This window comes from Devosia sp., assembly GCF_028290645.1.
GTDB lineage: Bacteria > Pseudomonadota > Alphaproteobacteria > Rhizobiales > Devosiaceae > Devosia_A.
This window is the reverse complement of sequence record NZ_JAQGJL010000163.1, coordinates 1-5,474: the sequence shown is the minus strand read 5'-3', so window position 1 is coordinate 5,474 and position 5,474 is coordinate 1. Positions and strand designations below refer to the sequence as shown.

The window sequence follows — 5,474 nt, the reverse complement described above, 5'->3', positions numbered from 1 at the left end:
TGCGCGGGGCAGCGCGGACTATGCGGCGCTGTTGAGGGAACAGTTCGCGGATGCTGAGCCACTGGGGGCGCGGCAGATCACCTGGCTCGATTTCGACCTGGTGAAGACGTCCTGCGGCTATGGAGTGCCGCTGATGAGCTATGAGGGCGAGCGGGACACGATGGACCGCTGGGCCGAGGCCAAGGGGGTTGAGGGGATCGAGGCCTATTGGGAGGAGAAGAACATGGTCAGTATCGATGGGCTGCCGACGGGGTTTGGGGAGTAGGGAAGAAAACCCCTCACCCGTCTCGGCCTGCGGCCGATCCACCTCTCCCCGACGGGGAGAGGAATACGCGGCGGCGGGATCGGGGCATGCCTATTCTTCTCCCCGTCGGGGAGAAGGTGGTGTGGCAGCGCCGGATGAGGGCTCTTAGATCGAACTCTCGTCCGGTGTCTCGTCCGCAACCGTCTTCGCCCGCACCGAAAGCACGGCCGAGAGGTTTACGCGGGCGCCGCCGACGATCAGCATCGGCTCGGAACCGGAGAAATCGATGCCGGTGACTTCGCCGGTCATCTCGGTGGCGACGTCGACGAGCTTGCCGTCGGTATCGCGCGCTTCGATGGTGACGGTGTAGCTCCCGTCTTCCCGGTCCCGGCCGTCATTGCCGATGCCGTCCCAGGTGAAGACGCTTTCGCCCTGATTGACGGTGCCGGACTTGGTGTAGACGACATTGCCGTTGACGTCGCGAACGGTGGCGGTGATGTCGGCCTTCTTGTCCACGGCGAAATGCCAGCGGGCGTCGCCGTCGATCAGCTCGGTCTTGGTGCCCGATGCGGTGACGATCTTGCCGACATAGCTCACGGCCTGCGAGTTGTTGGCGTTCTGCGTCGAGGTCATCATCGCCTCGAGGAACTCGTTGGTCTTCAGTTGCTGCTCGACGCCGGTGAACTGCACCAGCTGCTGGGTGAACTGGTTGGTATCGAGCGGATCGAGCGGGTTCTGGTTCCTCAGCTGGGTGGTGAGGAGCTGCAGGAACGTATCGAAGTTCTGCGCGATGGTCTGGCGGCTGCCCGACATTGCGCTGGTCGCGCTGGAACCGACTGCGGATACGGCCATCTGGGACTCCTAGACGAAGAGGTTCACGCCGCCGGCCGAGACCGTGCCGCGATAGGTGGTTGCCGCGGCCTCGGGAGCCGTGTCGTCGGCGCCGAAGCCGTCGCCGCGGCCGGCAAAGCCGGGCTGGCTGCCGCGCCCGTCACCCATGCCGCCCTGCTGGGCGAAGGGGTTCTGGCGCAGCGAGAATTCGAGGTTGGTCTTCGAGGTGTCGAGCCCGGCCTGCTGCAATGCCTGCTGCAGGGCGCGATGGTCGCGCTGCATCAGGTCGAGGGTTTCGGGGCGCTCGACGGTCATGCGGGCGTTGACGGTGCCGGACTTGTCGACGTCGAGCTTGACGTCGATGCGGCCGAGTTCGGGCGGATCGAGCCGGATCTGGAAGCGGGAATTGCCGGCCTCGAACTGGCGGACGACCTCGAACGCCACCTGCGGCAGGTTCACCTGCTGCACCGGGGTCTGGTAGGCGGCATGGATGCTGCGGGCAGGGGGGACGACGACGGGCGGGGGGGCGGTGGCGGCGGTGTTGTCGGGGGCGGTGGTGGGAGCGGGCGCAGGTGTTGTGGCCGCCGATTTCGGCTCGGAGGCTGCAAGGGCCGTGTCGCGGGTGACGTTGGCGTTCAACGTGGGCTTGCCGGTGCTGGGGGCATCGACGGAAGCGGGAGCGTCGAGCGCATCGGTTTCGCTGGGCTTCGCGGCCTCGGTGGGCTCGGAAGCCGGCGCGGGCTTTGCCGGGGCGACGGCGCCGGCGGGCACTGCAAGCGCCGGGGCGATGAAGGGCAGCGGCGCGGGGGCCCTGGCGGCGGCGGGTTTCGGCGCAGACAGCGCCTCGATGATGCGGGCGATCTCGGGATCGGCAGCGGCCTCGCTGGAGGCGCCGAGTTCGGCGAGGAGGGCGGTGGGCAGGGTACCGTTCTCAAGGCTGTTCGCCAGCGTCTGCAGCTTGGCGGCGAGCTCGGGGGATTGGGCTTTGAGGGTTTCGCCCAGTGCCTCGACCAGCTTTCCGAGCTTGGCCAGCGCGGCGGGGAGCGGGGAGGGGCCGACGTTAGCGGTTGTAGCGGTTGGCTCGGGCGCAGGGGAGGGCGTGGCTACCGCGGGGAGTGGCGATGCAGTGGCAATCGATGCGGAAGCAGCGGGTGTCGCGGCAGCTGGCGCGGTAACGGGGGTGGTCGATGCCGTCGGCGCCGGTGTGGCCGCTGTATCCTGGGACGCGGTGAACAGGGCAGTGACGATGGCCAGGAGTGCGTTCGGCTGGTCGACGGACTCCGGCTGATCGAGGATCGCCGGTTGCTCGGTCGTCGGCGCGGCATCGGCAGCGGGAGCCGGCGAGGCGGCGGGCAGCGCTGGAGTGAGCGCGATATCGAGCGACGGCGGCGCGGCATCGAGGATCGGCGCGAGGGCTGGGGTGAATGCCTCGGCCTCGGGCACTGCGGCAGAGGCGGCGGGCGCTGCTGGCTCGGACGGGACCTCGGGAAGCGCGGGCGCGAGCTCGGGGATGATACCGTCGCCGCTGGCGAGGGCGCTGATCCTGGGATCGACGGGGAGCGCCGGGGGTGTCATCGCGCCGAAATAGACCGCGACGGCATCGAGCGAGTCCGAAAGCTTTTTTTCGAGCGCCGGGTCGATGGGCTGGCCGGCGGCCAGCGCATCGTTGATGGCGATCAGGGCGTCGCCGAGGTCCTTCAGCAGCGACTTGCCCTGCTCCGATCCGGCGGCTGCGGGCAGGTCTATGAGGTCGACCAGCGGGGTGGAGGGTGAGGTGGGCGTCGCGGCTTCTTCGGCGGTGGGCTGCGGGCCGAGCAGCGCCAACAGCGCCGCGAACAGGCCGGGCTCGCCGCCTTCGCCCTGCGGCGCAGCCGTCACGCCGGGCGTTGCCACGATGGGCGACAGGGCCGGCGCAAAACCTACATTCACCGATGCCACGACGACAGCCTCGCAAGACGCAATAATCCAATGAGGGTGATGCAAGCGGCGTGCCGGAGTGGGAGGTGAGGGATTTCAAGGGGTTGGGCGGGCAGAGGGTGGAGGGGTCGCGGCAGATTGCGCCGGGGGCGGCAGATCTTGCCGGGGTCGGAGCTAGGTTGAGGCGCCGGTTCGTGGACCCCCACCCCTCTCCCCTCCCCCTCAACATGGGGAGGGAGACCCACACATCAGGCCTAGTGTTTTCGTCTCCCGCCCCCTTCTTAGGGGAGGGGACAGGGGTGGGGGTTGGCGGGCACCGGATGTGCCGTCGGGTGGGGTGACAGCCGGCATCGGAAGCACTATACCCCCGCGCATCCAAAGTGGCCCTTGAACCCATCCGGATGAGAGATATGGACCTGAATTCGCTTGATTTGCCCAAGCGTCCCGAGGACACGCGCGTCGTGGTCGCGATGTCGGGGGGCGTCGATAGTTCCGTCGTGGCCGGGCTTTTGGCCCGCGAGGGCTATGACGTGGTGGGCGTTACGCTGCAGCTTTATGATCATGGTGAGGCGACGCACCGGAAAGGTGCGTGTTGCGCCGGGCAGGATATCCATGATGCGCGGCGGGTGGCGCAGGCGCTGGGGATCCCGCACTACGTGCTCGACTACGAGGAGCGCTTCAAGAATGCGGTGATGGAGCCGTTTGCCAATGCCTATCGGCAGGGCGAGACGCCGGTGCCGTGCATCGCGTGCAACCAGAGCGTCAAGTTCGTCGACCTGATGGAAGTGGCCAAGGACCTCGGCGCCGATGTGCTGGCGACGGGGCACTATGTGCAGAGCAAGCTGGTCGAGGGGAAGCGCCGGCTGTTCCGGCCGGTCGATGACTCGCGCGACCAGAGCTATTTCCTGTTCGCCACCACCGGGGAGCAGCTGGATTTCCTGCGCTTTCCGCTCGGCGGCATGACCAAGCCCGCAGTGCGAGAGCTGGCGCGCGAGTTCGGGCTCGAGATCGCCGAGAAGCACGATAGCCAGGACATCTGCTTCGTGCCGCAGGGCAAGTATGCCGACGTGATCCGCAAGATGCATCCCGAGGCGCTGGAAGAGGGCGAGATCGTCCATCTCGACGGGCGCGTGCTGGGCAAGCACGAGGGGATCGTCAACTACACCGTGGGGCAGCGGAAGGGGCTCGGTATCGCTGCAGGCGAGCCGCTTTACGTGATCAAGCTCGAGCATCGGACGAGCCGAGTGATCGTCGGCCCGCGCGAGGCGCTGATGACCAAGACGGTGCGGCTGCGCGACGTGAACTGGCTGGGCGAGCGCGAACTGGCGTCGCTGGCGGCCGGCAACGGCATGCCGATCGAGGTGAAGGTGCGCTCGACGCGGCCGCCGCAGGCGGGCGCCGTGCATATGGCGGATGGCGAGGTGTTCGTCACGCTGTTCGCCGGCGAATACGGGATCTCGCCGGGGCAGGCCTGCGTGTTCTATGCCGACGAGAGCGAGACCAGCCAAGTGCTGGGCGGCGGCTTCATCGCCGAGGCCGTGCCGCAGGCGCTCGTGGCTTTAACTACCCGCCTTCAATTGCCAATGGCGTTTGTCTGAGGCCGGTATCGATGCAAAGACCCCTGTGCGTCTGAGGTCTTGGGCTGCCCACCTCATGTCGTACTGCCACGTATAGAATAGGTCCTTCGATGCTCGGAGGTCCTTTTCATGGTTCTCCCAGATGTGCTTGCTCACCTCTACAATCGTTGCTCTTCCTCCGAGCGACTTTACAGCGCCGTGGACCCAATCCCGAAGATCGACCTTACTAGCCATGACAGTTCTCCCTTTAGATACAGGAAGATGTGACTGATTCTGTCCGGGGCAAACAGGTACGGCAGAATGCCTATGTACTCAGTTATGGATTGGGCGCCGTGATCGTCGGCGAGGTCGCGGCTTCTTTGAGCCGCTGGAAATTGCCGACGCCGCCGAGCATGGCCGAGATGATATAGACGAGGAGCAGGGCGCCGAGGACCAGCAGCAGGATGCGGCTGCGGTTGAGGCGGAACGGGCTCTCGGGCTTTTGCGGGTCTTCGGACATGGGGGACGGGTACGCCTCTGGTGGGCGCGGGGCAAGGGGGTGCGGTACACCCCGAGTGGATGGGAGTACCCGGATCGCCCCGCAATCGAGTGTGGGGAAGTACCCGGATCACCCCTTAACCTGGTGCCATCGCGTAGGTGGCAACATGAGTGGCAAGCGCTTGCGAGAAAATCCTTGCCCCCACCCCAAGGATTGTCCCGCACCCCGCGTCTTATCCATAAGATGCCGCGCGAAGGCTTGCTCGGGTGCCACAGTCCTCGATGACGCAGTTGTATGACACCGGGGTGGTGGAAGCGCCGCCCGATGCCGACGAGACGCTTATCGCGCGGGCGGTGGGCGGCGATCGGCGTGCATTCGCCGAGCTCTGCGAGCGGCACTATGACTTCATCTTTCGCACCGCCTGCAA

General features: G+C 66.6%; 4 protein-coding genes and 1 pseudogene. 2 read left to right on the top strand and 3 right to left on the bottom strand.

Annotation, left to right across the window (positions count from 1 at the left end; genetic code table 11):
• Positions 1-265, top strand: a pseudogene (locus tag JWQ89_RS09350) (pyridoxamine 5'-phosphate oxidase family protein); the annotation flags it as partial.
• A gap of 144 nt (positions 266-409) precedes the next feature.
• On the opposite strand, the gene JWQ89_RS09345 reads toward JWQ89_RS09350, so the two are convergent.
• Together JWQ89_RS09345 and JWQ89_RS09340 are read right to left on the bottom strand one after the other, a co-directional pair.
• The gene (locus JWQ89_RS09345; protein WP_299640372.1) at positions 410-1,096 is read right to left on the bottom strand and encodes a flagellar hook assembly protein FlgD; all 687 of its coding nucleotides are present in this window, start codon (positions 1,094-1,096) and stop codon (positions 410-412) included.
• A 9-nt stretch (positions 1,097-1,105) separates the two neighbouring features.
• Complete coding sequence (locus JWQ89_RS09340) at positions 1,106-3,013, bottom strand: flagellar hook-length control protein FliK (RefSeq protein WP_299640370.1); 1,908 nt, start codon at positions 3,011-3,013, stop codon at positions 1,106-1,108.
• Positions 3,014-3,402: 389 nt separating this feature from the next.
• On the opposite strand from JWQ89_RS09340, the gene mnmA reads away from it, so the two are divergent.
• Positions 3,403-4,590 carry a tRNA 2-thiouridine(34) synthase MnmA gene (mnmA, locus tag JWQ89_RS09335; RefSeq protein WP_299640368.1) on the top strand — a complete coding sequence of 396 codons (1,188 nt, stop codon included), beginning with the start codon at positions 3,403-3,405 and terminating at the stop codon, positions 4,588-4,590.
• Between the two features lie 295 nt (positions 4,591-4,885).
• Here the strand turns inward: mnmA and JWQ89_RS09330 are convergent, their stop codons facing one another.
• On the bottom strand, positions 4,886-5,068 hold the full coding sequence (locus JWQ89_RS09330; RefSeq protein ID WP_299640366.1) for a hypothetical protein: 183 nt from the start codon (positions 5,066-5,068) through the stop codon (positions 4,886-4,888).
• Positions 5,069-5,474 lie beyond the last annotated feature (406 nt).

Excerpts from the sequence above, each read along its gene's own strand:
- JWQ89_RS09345 (WP_299640372.1), bottom strand. The coding sequence starts at position 1,096 with ATGGCCGTATCCGCAGTCGGTTCCAGCGCGACCAGCGCAATGTCGGGC.
- mnmA (WP_299640368.1), top strand. The coding sequence starts at position 3,403 with ATGGACCTGAATTCGCTTGATTTGCCCAAGCGTCCCGAGGACACGCGC.
- JWQ89_RS09330 (WP_299640366.1), bottom strand. The coding sequence starts at position 5,068 with ATGTCCGAAGACCCGCAAAAGCCCGAGAGCCCGTTCCGCCTCAACCGC.